The following is a 20044-nucleotide window of genomic DNA, read 5'->3' as shown; positions in this document are numbered from 1 at the left end:
CTAGTTGGTCTCAGTAGCTGCGCGGCAGCCTCAACACATGTGAACCAAGGAAGTTCAAGATCATCTCCTGACTGACCGGCGCGATCTTCATCAACCTCGCCTCCCGGAAGTACCGCGCAACGTGATACTCCTCCGCGTAGCCCATGCCGCCGTGGGTCTGCAGGGCTCGGTCCGCGGCGGCGAACCCCGCATCCGCGCACAGGTACTTGGCCGTATTGGCCTCACGTCCACAGGGTTTGCCGTTGTCGTAGAGCCAGGTGGCCTTGCGCAGCATCAGCTCGGCAGCGTCCAGCCGGGCCAGCGAGTCCGCGAGCGGGAACTGCAGGCCCTGGTTCATGCCGATCGGCCGGCCGAATACCTCCCGCTCGTTGCCGTATTTGACCGCCTTGTCCAGCGCCACCCGGCCGATCCCGAGCGCCTCGGCCGCGATCAGCATCCGCTCGGGGTTCAGCCCGTCCAGGATGTACTGAAACCCGTTGCCTTCCTCGCCAATTCGATCCTCGACGGGGATCTCCAGGTTGTCAATGAACAGTTCGTTGGAGCTCACGGCATTGCGGCCCATCTTGCGGATCGGCCGCACCTCCACCCGGCTGCGGTCGAGGTCGGTGATGAACAGGGTCATCCCGTCGGTCTTCTTCTTGACCTCGTCATAGCTTTGGGTACGAGTCAGCAGCAGAATCTTGTCGGACTCCACCGCCTTGGAGATCCACACCTTTCGCCCGTTGACCACGTAGCGGTCGCCGTCCCGCTTGGCGAAGGTGGTGATGCGCGACGTGTCCAGCCCCGCACCGGGCTCGGTCACCCCGAAGCAGACGTGGGTTTCCCCGGTCGCCACCGACGGCAGGGTGCGCGCCTTGAGTTCGTCTGAACCGTGCACGACGACCGGCTGCATGCCGAAGATCGCCAGTGAATCGAGCTGGCGGCGTTCATCGCGCCACCGGACTTGGCGACCTCCTCGAGCAGGATCGTGGCCTCGGTGATGCCCAGCCCGTGGCCGCCGTACTCGGTCGGGATCGTCATGCCCAGCCAACCGCCGTCGGCGATGGCACGGTAGAACTCGGCCGGAAATTCGTGCGCCTGATCTTTTTCCATCCAGTAGTGGTCGTCGAACCTCGACGCCAACTCGGCGACCGATCGCCGGATCAGCTCCTGGTCCTCGGTCAGCTCGAAATCCATTCCACCGCTCCCTATCCACTGCCCCCTATCCACCGCGAGCAGACGCAAAATCACGCAGTCACCACCCAAAGTATGCGATTTTGTGTCTGCTCGCCGGGCAGTGGCGGGCCTCAGTCCTTGTTTCCGGTCAACGCCTTCGCGTCGGCGGTGAACTCGGCCACCGACGAGCCCGACCGCGCATCCTTGTGATGACTCAGCGCCCGCACGGACACGTCGTGCCCTTCGGCGGCCTTGCGCAATGCGCCCACCGTCGCCTGCTCGCGAGTGATGTGGCTGAACGGGTCGAACGAGTACCAGCGCATCGCGTTCTCGTAGGTCATCTTGTTGATCTCGCCATCGGGGACATCGTTCACCGACAGGACATCCCACAGTTCCTCCGGCGCGCCCGGCCACATCGAGTCGCTGTGCGGGTAGTCGGCCTCCCAGGCGATGTTGTCGATGCCGATCATGTTGCGTAGCGCCACGCCCACCTTGTCGCTGATGAAGCAGGTGAGGAAGTGCTCACGGAACACCTCGCTGGGGATCTTGCCGCCGAAGTTCTGGTGCGTCCACGTCGAGTGCATCTCGAAAGTCCGGTCCGCGCGCTCCAGGAAGTACGGGATCCACCCGGTGCCACCTTCGGAGAGCGCGATCTTGAGGTCCGGGTACTCCTTGATCGGCCGCGACCACAACAGGTCCGCGGCGGCCTGCACGATGTTCATCGGCTGCAGCGTGATCATCACATCCATCGGCGCGTCGGGCGCGGTGATCGCCAGCCGGCCCGAGGACCCGATGTGGATATTCATCACCGTGTTGGTGTCGCACAATGCTTTCCACAGCGGGTTCCAGTACTCATTGTGAAAACTCGGGTACCCCATCGCGGCGGGGTTCTCGGTGAAGGTCAGCGCGTGCACACCCTTCTTCGCGACGCGGCGCACCTCGGCGGCGCACGCCTCGGCGTCCCAGATCACCGGAATGGCCATCGGGATGAATCGCGCCGGGTAGGCCCCACACCACTCGTCGATGTGCCAGTCGTTGTAGGCCTGCACCAGCGCGACCGAGAAGTCCGGGTCTTCGGTGGCGAACAGCCGCCCGGCAAAGCCCGGAAACGACGGGAAGCAAATCGACGCCAGGATGCCCCCGGCGTTCATGTCCTTGATTCGTTCGTCGACGTTGTAGCAACCGGGCCGAATCTCGTCGAGGCCCTGCGGTTCCAGCCCGTACTCCTCCTTGGGCCGGCCAGCTACCGCATTGAGCGCCACATTCGGGATGACGGTGTCGCGGAACTTCCACATGCCCGAACCGTCGGGGTTGTGCACCAGCCGGGGAGCATCGTCGAGGTACTTGGCCGACAGGTGGTTCTTGAACATGTTCGGCGGCTCCACGGTGTGGTCGTCGACACTGATCAAGATCATGTCCTCTTTGTTCATAGCCGTACCTCTTTCCGCAGTCTTCCTGCCGTCTCCCTGAAGCTCCCGAATATCGGATGCGCGGCCACCGAACGGGCATCGGCGAGCTGCCACCTGCCTCCAGGCCCTCTGGCTGAAAACTATCTTCTCGCGATTCGAGAATCAACATTCAGCAGTTCGCCGCAAGACCCGACCTGCCGCGCCAGACCCGGGGCGGCGACGGCAGGCAGCGGCGCCCGCGTGAGCATTGACCGGCAAGACGAATTGTGCAAGTCTATTAGTAATCAATGCGAATGTAATTCTCATAAGTCGAGAGGGCACTGGGACAACGCCGAGAGGCGCCGGCCGGATGCGCCTGCCGCCGCTGCCCGCCGATCAGTGGGACGAGGCTGTCCAGCGCTCACTGTCGGTGATCTTGCCCGCGCAACGCTGCAATCCGCGCGACGCCGGAAACGCGCTGTCGACGTTTGCCAACCACCCCGCGCTGGCCAAGGCGTTTCTGCGGTTCAACACCCACTTGCTGTTCGCCTCCACCCTGCCCGCCCGGGTTCGCGAACTCGCCATCCTGCGGGTCGCGCATCGCCGCGCTTGCGCCTATGAGTGGACCCACCATCTGGCCCTGGCCGAACAGGCCGGCATCAGCGGTGACGAGATAGCCGCGGTTCGCCGGGGCGAGGCCACCGACGACTTCGAACGCGCCGTCTTGACCGGGGTCGACGAACTCGACGAGAACTCCGAACTGTCCGACCAAACCTGGGCGGCACTCGGCAAACACCTCGATGACCGCCAACGCATGGACTACGTCTTCACGGTCGGCTGCTACGCGCTACTGGCCATGGCTTTCAACACTTTTGGCGTGCAGTTCGAAGAGCTGGAACAAGATCGCGCAGAGAGGTAGCAGGACCTTGCCGCACTTCACCAAACCGGCTGCCGGGAGCTGGACGCAAAACTATCCGGAGCTGGGCACCGCGCCGGTCGACTACACGGACTCCATCGACCCGCAGTACTTTGCCGACGAACAGCGGGCGATCTTTCGGCGCACCTGGCTCAACGTCGGCCGCATCGAACGCCTCCCCCGCACCGGTAGCTACTTCACCAAGGAGCTGCCGTCCACCGGAGCCGGCATGTCGGTGATCGTCGTCAAGGGCAAGGACGGCGTTATCCGGGCCTTCCACAACATCTGCCGGCATCGGGGCAACAAGTTGGTGTGGAACGACTTTCCGCATGAGGAGACCGCCGGCACCTACCGGCAGTTCACCTGCAAATACCACGCTTGGCGCTACGGTCTCGACGGCGAACTGACCTTCATTCAGCAGGAGGACGAGTTCTTCGACGTCGACAAGAGCCAATACGGCCTCAAGTCGGTGCGTTGCGAGGTATGGGAAGGCTTCATCTTCATCAACCTCGACCCAGCCGCAGCACCGCTGTCCGAATACCTGGGTTCGATGGCCAAGGGCCTGCAGGGCTATCCCTTCCACGAAATGACCGAGGTCTATTCCTACCGAGCCGAAGTCGGCAGCAACTGGAAGCTGTTCATCGACGCGTTCGCCGAGTTCTACCACGCCCCGGTGCTGCATCAGGGGCAGTACACCAAAGAGGAAGCCGCCAAGATCATGAAGTACGGGTTCGAGGCCCTGCATTACGAGCTGGCGGGCCCGCACGCGATGATCTCGGTTTGGGGCGGCCAGTCGCCGCCCGCGGACCTGAAGATGGTCAAGCCGATGGACCGGGTGCTGCGCAGCGGCTTGTTCGGTCCGTGGGACCGCCCCGCCCCGATCACCGACCTCGAGGAATTGCCGCCCGGCATCAACCCGACCAAAGCCAAGCAGTGGGGCATCGATTCGTTCCTGTTCTTTCCGAACTTCATGCTGCTGATCTGGGAGCCGGGCTGGTATCTGACCTATCACTACTGGCCGACGACGGTTGACAAACACAGCTTCGAGACCACGCTGTATTTCGTGCCCCCCAGAAACGCGCGGGAACGATTGGCCCAGGAGTTGGCGGCGGTGACGTTCAAGGAATACGCGCTGCAGGACTCCAACACCTTGGAGGCCACCCAAACGATGATCGGTACCGGGGTCGTCAAGGACTTTCCACTGTGCGATCAGGAAATCCTGCTCCGACATCTACACAAGATGACCGGCGACTACGTAAAGGAATACCGCAACAATGGCCACGCCAAATAAGCTGCCCGCCCAGTTCGCCGACCTCGAGCCGTACCTGGATTGGGACCTGGCCACCGAGCCGCAACGTTATGCCAAGCGCCTGGCCTCATCCATGTCGCAGATGCAGGGCTTCTACGACACCGCCTTTCCCCGGCTGGAAGACGTGATCGCCTACTGCGACCAGTTCCCGTTGGACGAATTGCCGGAGGACGCGCGAACACTCATGCACATGATGCAATCGCTGGTCATGGTGTCGTTTCCGGTAGAGGCGTGGAAGCAGCCCCGGGTCCCCGACAGCGGCGCCGCCTGGGTCGAGCTGATCAGGGAACCGATGGTTTGACCGGTGCTCACGCTCAAGGCTGCCGGACTGCTTGACGTCGACGCCGGCGAAATCCTGGCGCCGGCCGTCGTGCGCGTCGAAGGCGACCGGATTGCCGGTGTCGGCGGGGACCCCGAGGGCGACGTAATCGACCTCGGCGACCAGATCCTGTTACCCGGGCTGATGGACATGGAGGTCAACCTGCTGATGGGCGGGCGCGGCGAGAAGCCCGGCCTGTCCCAGGTCCAGGATGACCCGCCGACTCGGATGCTGCGCGCCGTCGGAAACGCCCGCCGCACGCTACGCGCCGGGTTCACCACGGTGCGCAACCTGGGGCTATTCGTCAAGACCGGCGGCTACCTCCTCGATGTCGCGCTGGGCAAGGCCATCGATGCCGGCTGGATCGACGGCCCACGAATCGTGCCGGCCGGACACGCCATCACCCCTACCGGCGGGCATCTGGACCCCACCATGTTCGCCGCGTTCGCCCCACATGTGCTGGAGCTGACGATCGAGGAAGGCATCGCCAACGGCGTTGACGAGATCCGCAAGGCGGTGCGATACCAGATCAAACACGGCGCCCAGCTGATCAAGGTGTGCTGTTCGGGCGGGGTGATGTCGCTAACGGGACCGCCAGGTGCACAACACTATTCCGACGAAGAACTACGCGCCATCGTCGACGAAGCACACCGGCGGGGGTTGCGCGTCGCCGCGCACACGCACGGCGCCGACGCCGTCAAGCACGCGGTCATCGCCGGCATCGACTGCATCGAGCACGGATTCCTGGTCGACGACGAGGCGATCGCGATGATGGTCGAGCACGGCACGTTCCTGGTGAGCACCAGGCGCCTGGCCGATGCCGATGCGATGGACATCTCGCACGCTCCACCCGAGCTGCAGGCCAAGGCGGCCGAGATGTTCCCGAGGTCGCGTGAGTCGATACTGGCCGCCTATCAAGCCGGCGTGAAGATCGCGATCGGTACCGATGCTCCGGCAATACCGCACGGGCGCAACGCCGACGAGCTCGTCACGCTTGTCCATTGGGGGATGTCGGCGCTGGCCGTGCTGCGGGCGGCCACAGTGACCGCGGCAGAGCTGATCAACGTCACCGATCGCGGTCGGCTCGCGGCGGGCCAGCTCGCCGACATCATCGCCGTTGCGGGAAATCCGTTGGATGACATCACAGTTACCCGCAACGTCGGCTTTGTCATGAAAGGCGGCAAGGTTTATGTCCACCAAGACTGACGACCTGGTCGAGATTCAGCAGTTGTTGGCCCGGTACGCGGTGACCATCACCCAGAACGATATCGAGGGCCTGGTAGCCGTTTTCACCCCGGACGGAACCTACAGCGCCTTCGGCGACACCTATGGCCTCGATCGGTTCCCGGACCTGGTGGCCGCCGTGCCAAAAGGATTGTTTCTCACGGCAACCGCGGTCGTCGAGCTAGCCGGTGATTCGGCCACCGGCACCCAACCACTTTGCTTCATCGAACATGCCACCCATGACATGCGTATCGGTTACTACCGCGACACGTATGCCCGCACCGCCGATGGCTGGCGGCTGAAAACCCGGGCAATGACCTTCATTCGCCGCAGCGGCGTGCACGATTCGGGACGTCCGCATGCCGTCGGCCGTCCGCAACCGTGACCGTCGATATCGGGCGGTTCCGGGCGGATCTGCGCACCTGGCTCGACGATAATGACTTGACCCCCGGACCCGACCATTCGTTGCGGGGCCACATGCAGCAATTGGCCCGAGTGCACGGCGCGCTGTATGAAGCCGGCTGGATGCGTTACGGCTCGCCCACCGAAGTCGGCGGGCTCGGTGGACCGGCGCTGCTGCGCGCGATCGTCGGTGAGGAGGTGGTCGGGCGCCGGCTGGCCGAACCCGGCCCCTACTCCATGGCCGAGGTGCTGGCACCGACGCTGATCGACTACGCACCCAAAGGGTTGGCGGCGGACATGGTGCCGCGGCTGCTCAGCGGTCGCGAGCAATGGTGTCAGGGATTCTCCGAACCGGGGTCGGGCAGCGACCTGGCATCGCTGTCCACCCGCGCGACCCCTCGCGGCGACGATTGGATCATCAACGGGCAGAAGGTGTGGACCAGCTTCGCGCAGTTCTGCACGCGTTGCATTCTGCTCACCCGTACCGCGCCTGGGCATGACGGGATCACCGCGTTCTTTGTCGATCTGGACACGCCGGGGATCACCGTACGGCCGTTGCGCACCATGCACGGGGTCGACGAATTCTGCGAGGTGTACTACGACGACGTGGTGATCCCGTCCGGCCGGATGCTCGGCCGGCCCGGTGATGGCTGGCGGCTGGCAATGGACCTGCTCCCCTATGAACGCTCCACCTGCTTTTGGCAGCGCATCGCCTATCTGTATTCCCGGCTCGACGAACTCATCACCGACACCGCTGCCACCACCTCTGCACTCGACGAGTTCGACCTTGGTGCGGCATATCTGGGACTGCATACCCTGCGCTGCCGTTCCCGTGACACACAGCACCGCCTGGCCGGCGGCTCGCGACTCGGGCCGGAGACTTCGATAGACAAGGCGCTCTTGGCGACCGCCGAGCAACGCCTCTACGACACCGTCCGCGACCTGCTGCCGGCAACGCTGGAACTCGACGACACCCCGTGGCGCCCGGAATACCTCTATTCACGTGCGGCCACCATCTATGGCGGGACCGCCGAAATCCAGCGCAACATCATCGCGCGGCGGCTGCTCGGATTGGGCAGCGAGAGATGGGCGCGAGATAGCGAGGACCAGTGGATCTCACCGACCCCGAATCGCTGCGACTGCTGGCGGACTCGCTGAAAACCGTAGTCACACAGAACCCGTCGGCGTCGGGCGCCGGGCTGGATGCGGCGTTGCAGGCCCTCGGCTGGCTCGACATGCTCGACGAGATTCCCGGCACTGCCGTTCCCTTGGTGTTCGCCATGCTCGGCGAGAATGGTGTGCATGCGTCGCTCGTCAATGACGTCGTGGCGCGCGCCGCCGGCTGCCCGGGTGGCGGCACCGTGCCGCTACCGTTTGCGGACGGATCCTGGGTGCTCTGGTCGCGCGGCGATCAGGCCGGTTCCGTTTTGGATGGTGAACTACCGATACTCCGGGTGGAACCGGCCGATCCGCTGCCACCCGCCGCACTGGCCGCGGGCCGAAGCGCGGTGGGCTGGTGGCTGGCCGGCGCCAGCCGGGCCATGCCGGAGCTGGCCCGCCGGCATGCACTGGACCGAAACCAGTTCGGGCACCCCATCGCCGCGTTTCAGGCGGTCCGGCACCGGCTGGCCGAGGCGCTGGTCGCGATCGAAGGCGCCGAAGCGACCCTTCGGGCCGCCACGGACCAGCCTGACGAATTGGCCTGTCTGCTGGCCAAAGCCGCGGCCGGCCAGGCCGCACTGACCACCGCCCGCCATTGCCAGCAGGTGCTTGCCGGCATCGGCTTCACCGCGGAACATCAGCTGCATCACCACGTCAAGCGGTCCCTGGTGCTCGATGGGCTGCTCGGCAGTTCGCGCGAGCTCACCCGCGAGGCGGGTGCGGTCTTGCGGACCAAGGGATTTGCTCCCCGGCTAGCTCAACTCTGATTTCTCCGACAGCAACCGCGATGCCGAGCTACCAACGTTACGGCTGGTCAGTGGAATCGGCTTAGGTGGCAGCAGCGGCGATCACCGGCTGTGGCCCGACCCCGGGCCCACCCCACGACTGGCCCCGCCCCTAGTGTTCTGCGCCGAACTGTCCGGACAGTCGGCCGTGGCGCTCTGCCGAATCCTGGTTCAGGCCAATGATTTCGACGCATCGGCCCTTGGCGTGGTATTTGGTGATGATGGCGTCGAGTGCGGCCACGGTGGAGGCATCCCAGATGTGGGACTGCGACATGTCGATCACCACGTTGTCCGGGTCGTCGACGTAATTGAATTGGTAAACCAAGTCGTTGCTCGAGGCGAAGAACAATTCGCCGCTGACTCGGTAGACCACCGTCTCAGCGGCACTGCCGGTGTCTGATTCGACGATTCTTTCCACCGTCATGAAGTGAGCAACACGCCGCGCAAAGAGCACCATCGCGGTCAAGACACCGGCAACGACGCCGTAAGCGAGGTTGTGGGTTGCCACGGTGACCACCACGGTGGCGAGCATGACCAGCGTTTCGCTGCGCGGCATCCGCCGTAGCGTCGCGGGGGCAATGCTGTGCCAGTCCATCGTGCCGACCGAGACCATGATCATCACCGCGACCAGTGCCGCCATCGGAATGAGCGCGACCACGTCGCCGAGGCCGACGACAAGGCCCAACAGGAACAGGCCGGCGAGGAAGGCGGAGATCCGGGTGCGAGCACCGGAGACCTTCACGTTGATCATGGTCTGGCCGATCATTGCGCAGCCGCCCATTCCGCCGAAGAAGCCCGTGACAACGTTGGCAACGCCCTGCCCCCAGGCCTCCCGGGTCTTGTTGCTGTGGGTGTCGGTGATGTCGTCAACGAGCTTGGCCGTCAGCAACGATTCCAGCAACCCGACCAATGCCATTGCCAGCGCATACGGGCCGATGATGGACAGGGTTTCCAGTGCGAACGGGACGTGGGGCACCAATAGGGTCGGCAGGCTGGACGGCAACTGGCCTTCGTCGCCGACGTTGGGAATCTCGACGGAGAACGCGACCGCGGCGGCCGTCAAGACCACGATCGCGACCAAAGGAGCTGGGACAACGGTGGTCAGTTTTGGCAGGAACACCATCAACAGCAAACCAACGATGACAAATGGATAGACCACCGCCGGCACCCCCAGTAGGTGGGGCACCTGTGAGAGGAATATCAAGATCGCGAGCGCATTGACGAAGCCGACCATCACGCTGCGTGGGATGAACCGCATCAACCGAGCGACCCCCAGCAAGCTGAGCGTGATCTGCACAAGGCCCGCCAAGATCACCGCGGCGATGAAGTAGTCGGCCCCGTGTTCACGCGCCAGCGGCGCGATCACCAACGCAATGGCGCCGGTGGCCGCGGAAATCATGGCCGGGCGCCCGCCCACCACAGCGATGGTCACCGCCATGGTGAAAGAGGCGAAAAGCCCCACCCGAGGGTCCACCCCGGCGATGATCGAAAAGGAGATTGCTTCAGGGATCAGCGCCAGCGCAACCACCAAACCGACGAGCACCTCGGTCCGCAGACGAGTCGGCGAACGCAGTGCGGCCAGCACCGCGGTACTGGGATCGCCCGCCTCGCGAATCGTTGGGACAGCCGAAACCTGTTGGGAAGACAAAGCACTCCGTTCAGCTCGCGCGTAGCCAAGGGCCCGGCGCGGCGCGAAGATCGATTTGGGCGGCAGACGCGTCGACGCACCAATGCGGACGACCGGCCGAGAGGACTCGGATCGGCCCACTGCCGGACTGGATCCTACCCTTTCCCGAGGGGAGAGTTGGAATTTCGTGGGCTAGATCACGGCGCCACCAGATCGGGCCCAGCCACCGGGTCGGCGGCTAAATCGGTTCATACACAGCTATTTTCGGGACAAACGTAGCCATGAATTCCGGCATGCCGATGTGAGGCGAGCCGATACCGCCTAACCGCGCGGCAGCCCGAGTATCCGTTCAGCGATGATGTTGCGCTGAATTTCAGAGGTGCCTCCGGCAATGGTGCCGGCGAAGCTACGCGCGTAGCGGTCGAACCAGCTGCCATAGTGGTTGTCCAGGTTCAACGCAGCGATGGGTGCCGTGATCGAGGGGTACACCAGACCGTCGCCGCCTGCCGAGTCGAGCTCATCTTCGCAGGCACGCTGCAAAGCCTCCGAGCCCAGCAGATTGAGCACCGACTGCACGGGCACATCCTCCTGTCCACGCGCCGCCGAGGCCAGTGTCGCGGACCCGAGCAGTCGCATCGCCTGGGTATCCATCACCAACGTGGCGTAGTGATCCCGTTGCAGCACGCCCGCTGGAGTGAAATCGGTTGCCAATTCGCCCAACAGGTTGGCATATCCCAGCCACAGCATCGTCCGTTCGTGCCCAAGGGAGCCGGTCGCCACCCGCCACCCGCCGTTGAGCTCACCCACCAGGTTCTCGGCCGGCGCCGCTGCGTCGGTGAAAAACACCTCATTGAAGTCGACATCGTCGTGGTCGCACACCGACGCGAATGGCCGCCGCACCACGCCGGGAGTGTCCGTCGGAATCAGCAAAGCGCTGATTCCCTTGTGCTTTGGGGCGTCAGGATCGGTACGCACGAACGTCAGCAGCACATCGGCGTCATGGGCACCTGATGTCCACACCTTCTGCCCATTGACCACAAAACGGTCACCCTCGCCGTCGCGGTAGCGCACTGCCCGCGTCTTCAACGACGCCAGATCCGAGCCCGCACCCGGCTCGATCATACCCAACGACGCGGTCATCTCCGCCCGCAGGATCGGCACTGCCCAGCGCCGCTTCTGCTCCGGCGTTCCGAACGACAGCAGCGACTCCGCAATGATGCCCACGCCTTGTGGGTTGAAACTGCGATAAAGGCGGCGCCGGGCCAACTCCTGCAGATGCACGTACTGCTGCAGCAGTGAGGCATTGCGACCACCGAACTCCGGCGGATTGCCCGGGATCAACCACCCGTTGTCGAACAACAAGCGTTGCCACCGCCGCGCCCACTCCGGCACGTGCGAGCAGGACCGCGGCCGCTCCATCCCGGCCGCCTGATCGGGCAAATTCCGGTCCAGAAACGAGATTAATTCGTCGCGGAAGGCCTCGACGTCGGCATCAAAGGTCAGCTGCACAGAACTCCTCGCCGCCCACTGAAGTTGATTCTGCTTCCCAAACACGTGCGCAAGAGAATAGTATTCTCGTGTACAGGAAGTTACAATCTCCCGTACACCGTCCGTGAGGAGGTCGAGCCCAGCGATGGCACGGCGTTCTCCGGTACAGTCCAACCATGTTTTCTCCTCGCGGCAATCATCTGAGCCGCCCGTGACGAACCCGAGCGAAGAACCCGCGTGGAAGCAGCGCGCCGTCGAGCGGTCGATCAAGACCGCGAAACTGCGAGCGGCGCAGCGCGTTCAGCGTTTCCTGGACGCCGCACAGGCCATCATCATCGAAAAGGGCAGCACAGACTTCACCGTGCAGGAAGTCGTGGACCGGTCACGGCAGTCACTGCGCAGCTTCTACCTGCAGTTCGACGGCAAACACGAGCTATTGCTGGCGCTCTTCGAGGACGCACTGAGCCGGTCCGCCGACCAGATCCGCGCCGCCATCGAAACCCACGCGGATCCGCTGGACCGACTGAAAGTGGCGGTCGAGCTCTTGTATGAGGCGTCGCGCCCCGACCCGACAGCCAAGCGACCACTGTTTACCGACTTCGCGCCGCGCCTGTTGGTAAGCCACCCGACCGAGGTCAAAGTCGCGCACGCACCGCTGGTGGCGTTGCTCACCGAGCTGATGGAGGCCGCGGCTGAGGCCGGCGAACTGCGAGAAGACCTCAACCCGAGACGGATAGCCGCCATGACCATGCAGACGGTCATGTTCATCGCACAGTCCAGCGGCGGCACCGACGACGCGACGACCCACCCCATCACCGCAGATGAGGTATGGGATTTCTGTTCACGCGGATTCGCCGCCTCCTAACACCACCCGAACAGACCTGCCCGAGTCACCGGCCCGCTTCGTCCGCCGGTGATAATGCCCGCGCGCGTTGAATCAGCCTAACGAGAACGCTATTCTCTTCATATAAGAACTGCGATTAGCTAAAACGGATTCCTCGTTGACACTCGTTGGCGGGTGATGACAGAGTTCAGGTGCAGCACGACACGTGTTGCACGGGCGAACGGGCAAGCACGTTCCTTCGGGAGGCGACATGGGTGACAGTGACCGCAGCGAGTGACGTCTACTTCGACCCGTACGACGTAGAGCTCAACGCGGACCCCTACCCAATGTTCCGCCGGCTCCGCGAAGAGGCGCCGCTGTACTACAACGCGCAGCACGGCTTCTACGCGCTGAGCAGGTTCGCCGATGTCGACCGGGCCATCGTCGACTATCAAACGTTCAGTTCGGCCAGGGGGGCAATCCTCGAGATCATCAAGGCCAACATCGACATCCCCGCGGGCGTACTCGTCTTCGAGGATCCGCCGGTCCACGACGTTCACCGTAAGTTGTTGTCGCGCATGTTCACCCCGCGCAAGATCAATGATCTAGAACCCAAAATCCGCGAATTCTGCGCGCGCAGTTTGGATCCCCTGATCGGCAGCGGCAGGTTCGACTTCGTCGCCGATCTCGGCGCCCAGATGCCGATGCGCGTCATCGGCATGCTGCTGGGCGTCCCGGAGGAGGACCAGGAAGCCGCCCGCGATTTCTCCACTGCCCAGCTACGCACCGAGGCCGGAAAACCGATGAAGGCCTCCGCCGACGGCATGGTCAGCGGCGACTTCTTCGCCCACTACATCGATTGGCGCGCCGAGCATCCCTCCAGCGACATCATGACCGAACTTCTCAACGCCGAATTCGAGGACGAGACCGGGACCGTGCGTCGACTCAGACGCGATGAACTTCTCACCTATGTCAGTGTGGTGTCCGGAGCGGGCAACGAGACCACCACCCGGCTGATCGGTTGGGCCGGCAAGGTATTGGCTGAGCATCCAGATCAGCGCCGAGCACTGGTCGAGGACCCGTCGCTGATTCCGCAGGCGGTTGAGGAACTGCTGCGCTACGAGGCACCCGCACCACACGTGGCCCGGTACGTGACCCGCGATCTACGGTACTACGGCCAATCGGTGCCCGAAGGCAGCATCATGATGATGCTGATCGGGGCGGCCAACCGCGATCATCGCCAATTCCGTCCGGACGGTGATGTTTTCAATATCCGGCGCGAGCCACACCAACACTTGACCTTCAGCGTCGGAACCCACTACTGCCTGGGCTCGGCGCTGGCACGGCTGGAAGGCCGGATCGCGCGCGAGGAGATCCTCAAGCGCTTCCCCGAATGGGATGTCGACCTTGGTAACGCCAAGCTCTCCCCGACCTCCACCGCACGAGGCTGGGAGAGCATGCCGGCCGTCTTCGATTGAGCCACCCCCACCTGAGGAAGTGAGGTATTCATGACTGAGCAGCTTGGCGGGCGGGTCGCGGGAAAAGTCGCGTTCATCACCGGAGCGGCTCGCGGCCAGGGCCGCAGCCACGCGGTACGTCTGGCGCAGGAGGGTGCCGACATCATCGCTGTCGACGTGTGTAAACCCATCGTGGAGAACACCACCATCCCGGCGTCCACCCCGGAGGACCTGGCCGAGACGGCCGATCTGGTCAAGAGACACAACCGCCGGATCTTCACCGCCGAGGCCGATGTGCGTGATTACGACGCGCTGAAAGCCGCGGTGGACGCCGGAGTGGACCAACTGGGCCGGCTGGACATCATCGTGGCCAACGCGGGCATCGGCAACGGTGGCGCCACGCTGGACAAGACCAGTGAACACGACTGGCAGGAGATGATCGACGTCAACCTGTCCGGGGTCTGGAAATCCGTCAAAGCCGCAGTGCCGCATCTGATTGCCGGGGGCAACGGGGGCTCGATCGTCTTGACAGGTTCGGTCGGCGGAATGAAGGCGTACCCGCACTGCGGCAATTACGTGGCGGCCAAACACGGCGTCGTGGCCCTGATGCGGTCCTTTGCAGTTGAGTTGGGGCAACACATGATTCGAGTCAAATCGGTACAACCCAACGCATGTCCGGACCCCCATGCTGCACAACGAGGGCACCTTCAAGATGTTTCGCCCGGACCTGGGGAATCCCGGTCCCGACGACATGGCACCGATCTGCCAGCTCTTCCACATCCTGCCGATTCCGTGGGTCGAGGCCGAAGACATCAGCAACGCCGTGCTGTTCCTGGCCTCCGACGAGTCCCACTACATAACCGGTGTCACCCTGCCCGTCGACGCAGGTGGCTGCCTGAAATAAGGTTCCGTCACATGGACGGATTTGCGGGACGCGGGGCGGTCATAACGGGTGGGGCGAGCGGCATCGGCTTGGCCACGGCTACCGAGTTCGCTCGGCGCGGGGCCAAGGTGGTGTTGGCCGACATCGACAAGCCGGGACTGGAGCGGTCCGTCGAACATCTGCGCGGGAAGGGTTTCGATGCGCACGGCGTGATGTGTGACGTCCGCCATCTGAGCGAAGTCAACCATCTCGCGGCCGAATCCGCCCGCCTGCTGGGGCAAATCGACGTGGTGTTCAGCAATGCCGGCATTGTCGTGGCGGGTCCGATCGCCGACATGACCCACGACGACTGGCGGTGGGTGATCGACATCGATCTGTGGGGCTCAATTCATACCGTCGAGGCGTTCCTGCCGAAGCTGCTGGAACACGGTGGACACATCGCGTTCACCGCGTCCTTTGCCGGACTGGTGCCCAACGCCGGGCTCGGCGCCTACGGCGTAGCCAAATACGGCGTCGTCGGCCTGGCCGAAACCCTCTCCCGCGAAATGAAAGACCGCGGAGTCGGGGTAACGGTGTTGTGCCCGATGGTCGTCGAGACCCGACTGGTCTCCAACTCGGAGCGGATCCGCGGCGCGGACTACGGACTGTCATCCGCACCGCAGGTAACCGGGGATATGGGCTCCCTGCCGGCCCAGGACGATAGCCTCAGCGTCGACGAGCTGGCACGCCTGACGGCCGACGCCATCCTGGCCAACCGCCTCTACGTGCTGCCACACGAGGGCGCCCGCACCTCGATTCAACGCAGGTTTGCCCGTATTGACCGCACATTCGACGAGCAGGCCGCCGAAGGCTGGCGACACTAGCCCGGACCCAGCCGGTATTCGCCAGTCTGCGGATCGCGGTACCAGCCCGCCGCGGCGTGGGTGCCACCGTCGACGTGAATTGTCTGGACGGTGACGTAGCGCGCCATGTCAGACGCGAGAAACACCGCGACACTTGCTATCTCATCGACATCACCGGGGCGCCCCAACGGGACCAGACTTCCGATGCGCTCCAGTGCCGCGGCGCCGCCCATCTGCGCCAGCCCCTCGGTCATCGTGATATCGGGTGCGATCGCATTCACCCGAATGCCGTGGTGCGCCAGCTCCAGTGCCGTGGTCTTGGTGTAGTTGACAACGCCCGCCTTGGCGGCGGCGTACGCCGCGTAACCAGGCGCGGCCCGCACTCCCTCGATCGAGGTGATCGCCATGATGCTGCCCGGTAGCCCCGCGGCAACCAGCCGCCGGGCCACCCGCTGGGTACACAGCAGCACATGACCTAAGTTGCTGCGGTAGAGCGCATCCCAGCCCTTCTCACTGGTCTGCAGCAGCGGCGACCAGAACACCCCGCCCACGTTGTTGACCAGGATGGTTACCTCGCCCAGTTCGGCCTGGGTTCGCTGCAGGGCGGCGTCCACCTGGTCGACGCTGCGTACGTCGGTGGCGATGCCCAGGCCGCCAAGCTCGGGTGCGGCCTGCGCGCAGGTTTGCGGGTCCCGCTCCCATATCGCCACCGAGGCGCCGAACGCCGCAAGGCCAGCGGCAACGCCACGGCCGATCCCCGATCCCGCGCCGGTCACCACCGCCAGCCGGCCGTTGAGCAGGACATCCGCGGGATCAATTGCCATGGTGCTGCTCAGGTTGCCGAGTACATTGCCGGGGCCGCCCCGATAACACCGTCAGCTTCCAGCTCAGATATCTCCGCCGCGGTCAGGCCCAGCTCGGTCAGCAACTCACGATTGTGCTGACCCAACAGGGGCGCTGGTTCGGTGTGAAATCGTCCTGGCCAACCGGACAGCCGCATCGGCACAGTGCTGAGCCTGACCGGGCCGTTCACCGGATGGTCCACCACCTCGAAGAAGCCGCGCGAAGCCAACTGGGCCAACTCCGACTGCCGATGCGGTTGCATCACCTTGGCCACCGGTACACCGGCTTGCCATAGGGTGACCACGATCTCGTCGCTGCCCCGCTGCCCGCACCACGCCGTCAAGTGGTCGTCAATGACGTCTTCGTGGGTGCGCCGGCCGGCCGCTGTGGCCAGGCGTGGTTCGGCCGCCCAAGAGGGTGATCCGAGCGCAGCACCCAGCTGCTGCCAGTGCTGGTCAGTCGAGACCGCAATGGCAACCCAGCTGTCCAGGAGGCCGAACTCGTCGATGTCAGAGCTGCGGTAGAGGTTTTGCGGCACAGCGGCGGGGCCGCGGTTGCCCGCGCGCTCCAGCAGCCGCCCGTACGCGCTGTATTCGATGACCTGCTCCGCAGCGATGTTCAGCGCGGCGTCCACCATCGCCGCTTCCACCAGCACACCCCGACCGGTGCGCCGCCGGTGCTCGAGCGCCAGCAGCAGCGCATTGGCCGCATGCACACCCGCATTGGGGTCGCCAACCGAATACGGCTCATACGGTGTGAGGTCGGGATAGCCCGTCATCCAGCTTATTCCGGCCGCGGACTCGATGACATAAGCAAACGCCGGATTGTCGCGCCACGGTCCGTCCAGGCCGAATCCAGGCATGCGTAGCAGGATGGCATCAGACCGAATCGACTGCACCGTGGTGAAATCCAGACCCAGCTGGTCCATGACGCGCGGAGTGAAGTTCTCGGCTATCACGTCACAGGTTGCGATCAACCGGTGCAATACTTCCCGACCCCGCGAATCCCCCAGGTCCAGCGTCACACCCTTCTTGTTGGTGTTCAGCGCCACGAAAATGGGCGACTTCTCCCACCATTGGTCTTCGGTCACGGGTACGCCGGCAATCAGCCGGGTACCGTCGGGACGACAGGTCGATTCGACGTGGATCACCTCGGCGCCGAGCATGGCCAACAGGTGCGTGCACGACGGGCCCGCCCAGAATGTGGTCAGGTCGAGCACGCGAATGCCACTCAGCGGCAGCCGCGTCAGAACCTTCGGCGTCGGTACCGGCCTGGGCTTCAGTTCGGCCGTCCGGTAGTGGTCGCCATGTTCCCCGAGCCGCGGCGCCGGACCGGGGCGGCGCAGGTGCACCGAACTGATCCGGTACGGATGGGCCGGTTGCAGGAACCCGTCGCGGGGGTTGCGGACAAAGGAACCTCGCGCCTGAAAATGGTCGAGCGAGGCGATGTTGGCCCCATTGGCCACCGGCGCGTTGGGAATCCGGAACGCCGTCGCGAGTTCCCGGATCTCGTCGGACGGATGGCTGCGCAGCCAGTCGTAGATCTCCTCGGCATGGAGGTTGGCTTGTTCGGTGATCGACAACGGCGATTGCTCGTCGATCCACTCCGGGTGACCGACCATCGCGCACAGGTCGAACCACTGCTGCGCGGTTCCACATCCCAGATCGACCAGCCCGTCTTGGGCACAAGCCACCCCCGGTACGGTCAACCGCCGAGCGTCACGCCATGGCCGGCCGAGCATTTCGAAATAGGTGACGGGATAGTAAGTCTGGCTGAGAATTTGGGTTTCCAGCATGGATAGGTCGATCAGTTCTCCCCATCCGTCGCTGATCCGGCGGTGCCGGGAGGCCAAGGTGGCCACGCTGGCATATGCTCCGGCCAGGTATTCGCCGACTCGCCCGCCGACGAAGACCGGCGCGCGATCGGCGAGGCCACATCCGAGCCCGATGATTGCGCCTGACCACGCCTGCAGGGTGAACTCGGTCGCGGGCCGGTCGTGCCAGGGCCCCTCCAGCCCGAACGGGGTTATCGACGTGACCGTGAGCTGCGGATGGCGCCGGTGCAGCTCTTGCGGCCCAAGGCGCGGGTGCTCAGCGACTCTGGAACCTGGCGACCACACCACCGCGTCGGCGGCGGCCAGTAGCGCCTCGACCAACGCCAGGTCGCGATCGGATTCGGGTGCCGCGACGACGCTGTGCTGGCTACCGGCCAGGAAGTTGAACAGGGCGCCGTCGTTGCCCTCGGGGATGGCGGTGCCCGAAGCCGACCACCAGCGCAACGGATCACCCTCTGGTGGCTCGACTTTGACAACGTCAGCACCGCCGTCGGCGAGCAGTTTGGTGCAATATGCGCCCGCGATACCGGTGGACAGATCCACCACCCGGTAACCGGCCAGGGGCGGCTGAACTGGCGGCGGTGTGGCCTCCACTAACCTTTTTTCTTCTTCTGCTTGGCAGGCTTGCCGGTGCCGTCTTTGGCCCGCGATTTCATGCTCAGGCGCCACCCCGGTGGGAACCGGCTGTCATTGTCGTTGACCGCATCGCCCAGACCCTGCTCGATGGCGTCATCGAGCACGAGGTCATCGGTGTCGGCCCGCACACCGCTGCCCATCGACTCGAAGAAGCCACTAAGCAGGCTGCCCATGTACTCGCCCTGGAACTGCTTCATGATTTCGAAGAAGACCTTCTGCATGAACACCGTGTCGTTAGGCCGGTTGCGCGCACAGGCCAACGCATACTTGGCCACCTCGGCTTCGAGTTCCTCGCGCGGTACCACGCTGTTGAGAAAGTTGCAGTCCTGCATCTCCGCGGCGGTGAAATCCCTTCCGGTGAACACCATTTCCTGAAACTTGCGGATGCCCATGGCCTGCGCCCACCACCACATCCGCGGACCCCAGCCGTAGTAGCGAAATGACGGATGCCCGAAGAGCGCATCATCGCTGGAGATCACCAGATCAGCGTCGGCCGCCTGATAGAAGTGCCAGCCATAGCAGTAACCCTTGACCTCCAGGATGGAGATCTTCTTGAAATCCTGCAGGCCACGAATCCCGGCGTTCGGATTGGCATACCACTGGCTGACCGATGCGCCATGACGAAAAGAGCCCAACGGCGGATACTTGACCTCCTCAGGGCCGATCCGGAATTCGGCAAGCCGCGGGCCCTGATCCGGAGAGTTCATCACCTCCATGAACTCTTCGAGATCCGCACCCGAGCCCAGATCCTCTCCCTCGCCGCGAATCACCAGTACCTTGACCTCGTCATCGATGCTGGCCCGGTGCAGCAGATCGGCGTAGCGCAGTCGCGCGGCTATCGTCGGCGCATTCAGATGGCCTGGGCGATCGAAGGTGATGGTGGCGATTCGGGTCTCGGGGTCCTTGTCATACCGGATCATCTTGTCCACCGGCGGATCCGATTTTGGCATGG

General features: G+C 64.2%; 14 protein-coding genes and 5 pseudogenes. 11 read left to right on the top strand and 8 right to left on the bottom strand.

Annotation, left to right across the window (positions count from 1 at the left end):
* Positions 1-10: 10 nt before the first annotated feature.
* Positions 11-1176 (bottom strand): annotated as a pseudogene (locus SHTP_RS03490) (acyl-CoA dehydrogenase family protein).
* A gap of 110 nt (positions 1177-1286) precedes the next feature.
* Complete coding sequence (locus SHTP_RS03485; RefSeq protein ID WP_096369779.1) at positions 1287-2585, bottom strand: amidohydrolase family protein; 1299 nt, start codon at positions 2583-2585, stop codon at positions 1287-1289.
* Positions 2586-2913: 328 nt separating this feature from the next.
* Between SHTP_RS03485 and SHTP_RS03480 the strand changes: the two genes are divergently transcribed.
* The 7 genes and pseudogenes from SHTP_RS03480 to SHTP_RS03450 all read left to right on the top strand — a co-directional run bounded on the left by SHTP_RS03480 (position 2914) and on the right by SHTP_RS03450 (position 8641).
* A complete protein-coding gene (locus tag SHTP_RS03480) occupies positions 2914-3462 on the top strand; it encodes a carboxymuconolactone decarboxylase family protein (RefSeq protein WP_096369778.1) in 549 nt (182 codons plus the stop codon).
* A 7-nt stretch (positions 3463-3469) separates the two neighbouring features.
* Positions 3470-4750: an aromatic ring-hydroxylating oxygenase subunit alpha gene (locus SHTP_RS03475; RefSeq protein WP_096369777.1), complete on the top strand. Its 1281-nt coding sequence runs from the start codon at positions 3470-3472 to the stop codon at positions 4748-4750.
* Positions 4734-5069: a hypothetical protein gene (locus SHTP_RS03470; RefSeq protein ID WP_096369776.1), complete on the top strand. Its 336-nt coding sequence runs from the start codon at positions 4734-4736 to the stop codon at positions 5067-5069. Before SHTP_RS03475 ends, SHTP_RS03470 begins: the two co-directional genes overlap by 17 nt.
* 3 nt (positions 5070-5072) lie before the next feature.
* Positions 5073-6293, top strand: a complete 1221-nt coding sequence (locus tag SHTP_RS03465; RefSeq protein ID WP_096369775.1) for a metal-dependent hydrolase family protein — start codon at positions 5073-5075, stop codon at positions 6291-6293.
* Positions 6277-6696, top strand: coding sequence for a nuclear transport factor 2 family protein (locus tag SHTP_RS03460; RefSeq protein WP_096369774.1), 420 nt, complete (start codon positions 6277-6279; stop codon positions 6694-6696). Before SHTP_RS03465 ends, SHTP_RS03460 begins: the two co-directional genes overlap by 17 nt.
* A pseudogene (locus SHTP_RS03455) lies at positions 6693-7796 on the top strand (acyl-CoA dehydrogenase family protein); the annotation flags it as partial. The gene SHTP_RS03460 and the pseudogene SHTP_RS03455, both read left to right, overlap by 4 nt.
* 26 nt (positions 7797-7822) lie before the next feature.
* On the top strand, positions 7823-8641 hold the full coding sequence (locus SHTP_RS03450) for an acyl-CoA dehydrogenase family protein (RefSeq protein ID WP_096369773.1): 819 nt from the start codon (positions 7823-7825) through the stop codon (positions 8639-8641).
* 130 nt (positions 8642-8771) lie between these two features.
* Here the strand turns inward: SHTP_RS03450 and SHTP_RS03445 are convergent, their stop codons facing one another.
* The 3 genes and pseudogenes from SHTP_RS03445 to SHTP_RS30260 form a co-directional block, all read right to left on the bottom strand.
* Positions 8772-10307, bottom strand: a complete 1536-nt coding sequence (locus SHTP_RS03445) for a SulP family inorganic anion transporter (RefSeq protein ID WP_096372304.1) — start codon at positions 10305-10307, stop codon at positions 8772-8774.
* A 300-nt stretch (positions 10308-10607) separates the two neighbouring features.
* Positions 10608-11069 (bottom strand): annotated as a pseudogene (locus SHTP_RS30265) (acyl-CoA dehydrogenase family protein); the annotation flags it as partial.
* A 60-nt stretch (positions 11070-11129) separates the two neighbouring features.
* Positions 11130-11795, bottom strand: a pseudogene (locus SHTP_RS30260) (acyl-CoA dehydrogenase family protein); the annotation flags it as partial.
* A 190-nt stretch (positions 11796-11985) separates the two neighbouring features.
* On the opposite strand from SHTP_RS30260, the gene SHTP_RS03435 reads away from it, so the two are divergent.
* The 4 genes and pseudogenes from SHTP_RS03435 (at position 11986) to SHTP_RS03420 (ending at position 15800) form a co-directional block, all read left to right on the top strand.
* Complete coding sequence (locus tag SHTP_RS03435) at positions 11986-12639, top strand: TetR/AcrR family transcriptional regulator (RefSeq protein WP_096369771.1); 654 nt, start codon at positions 11986-11988, stop codon at positions 12637-12639.
* Positions 12640-12872: 233 nt separating this feature from the next.
* The gene (locus tag SHTP_RS03430; protein ID WP_096369770.1) at positions 12873-14075 is read left to right on the top strand and encodes a cytochrome P450; all 1203 of its coding nucleotides are present in this window, start codon (positions 12873-12875) and stop codon (positions 14073-14075) included.
* A 30-nt stretch (positions 14076-14105) separates the two neighbouring features.
* Positions 14106-14958 (top strand): annotated as a pseudogene (locus tag SHTP_RS03425) (mycofactocin-coupled SDR family oxidoreductase).
* Positions 14959-14969: 11 nt separating this feature from the next.
* Positions 14970-15800 carry an SDR family NAD(P)-dependent oxidoreductase gene (locus tag SHTP_RS03420; RefSeq protein WP_012396293.1) on the top strand — a complete coding sequence of 277 codons (831 nt, stop codon included), beginning with the start codon at positions 14970-14972 and terminating at the stop codon, positions 15798-15800.
* Here SHTP_RS03420 and SHTP_RS03415 read toward each other — a convergent pair.
* From SHTP_RS03415 to SHTP_RS03405, 3 genes are read right to left on the bottom strand one after another with little or no spacing between them, the layout of a single operon-like run.
* Positions 15797-16603 carry an SDR family NAD(P)-dependent oxidoreductase gene (locus SHTP_RS03415; RefSeq protein ID WP_096369769.1) on the bottom strand — a complete coding sequence of 269 codons (807 nt, stop codon included), beginning with the start codon at positions 16601-16603 and terminating at the stop codon, positions 15797-15799. The genes SHTP_RS03420 and SHTP_RS03415 overlap by 4 nt on opposite strands.
* A gap of 8 nt (positions 16604-16611) precedes the next feature.
* Positions 16612-19050, bottom strand: a complete 2439-nt coding sequence (locus SHTP_RS03410) for a CaiB/BaiF CoA-transferase family protein (RefSeq protein ID WP_096369768.1) — start codon at positions 19048-19050, stop codon at positions 16612-16614.
* Positions 19050-20042 (bottom strand): enoyl-CoA hydratase/isomerase family protein, encoded by a 993-nt coding sequence (locus SHTP_RS03405; protein WP_096369767.1) that lies wholly within the window; start codon positions 20040-20042, stop codon positions 19050-19052. The genes SHTP_RS03410 and SHTP_RS03405 overlap by 1 nt, the downstream gene beginning before the upstream one ends.
* Positions 20043-20044 lie beyond the last annotated feature (2 nt).

It is taken from the genome of Mycobacterium ulcerans subsp. shinshuense (assembly GCF_002355775.1).
Classification (GTDB): domain Bacteria; phylum Actinomycetota; class Actinomycetes; order Mycobacteriales; family Mycobacteriaceae; genus Mycobacterium; species Mycobacterium marinum.
The sequence above is the reverse complement of the archived record's forward strand: the minus strand, read 5'-3'. Positions and strand labels throughout refer to the sequence as shown.